The sequence below is a fragment of the Tenacibaculum sp. M341 genome, assembly GCF_004337695.1.
Taxonomy (GTDB): Bacteria; Bacteroidota; Bacteroidia; order Flavobacteriales; family Flavobacteriaceae; genus Polaribacter.
The window spans coordinates 1-315 of record NZ_SJXJ01000113.1 but is presented as its reverse complement, the minus strand read 5'-3'; the positions used below and the strand labels follow the sequence as shown (position 1 = coordinate 315).

The 315-nt window shown below is 27.9% G+C and carries 1 pseudogene; it reads left to right on the top strand.

What is annotated here, in order from left to right:
- Positions 1 to 33: 33 nt before the first annotated feature.
- A pseudogene (locus EYW44_RS22420) lies at positions 34 to 315 on the top strand (hypothetical protein); the annotation flags it as partial.

Sequence of the window (315 nt, the reverse complement as noted above, 5' to 3'; positions counted from 1 at the left end):
AAACTAGAGCAAGCAGATTTTGGATTGCTAAATATGTTGAATACCAAATACTTTATTTTAAGTGATGCTGATGTTTTAGAAAATAAAAAAGCAGATGGTAATGCATGGTTTGTAAATGCTTTAAAATTAGCGAATACAGCCAATGAAGAAATTTTAGCATTACAAACTTTGAATACTAAAAAAGAAGCTGTTGTTAGTAAAAGCACTTATAAAGGAACTACAACTTTTGAAAATGATACTTTAGCAACTATTAGCTTAAAAGACTACAAACCAAACCATATAACTTATGAAAGTAATACAACTAGCAATCAGTTT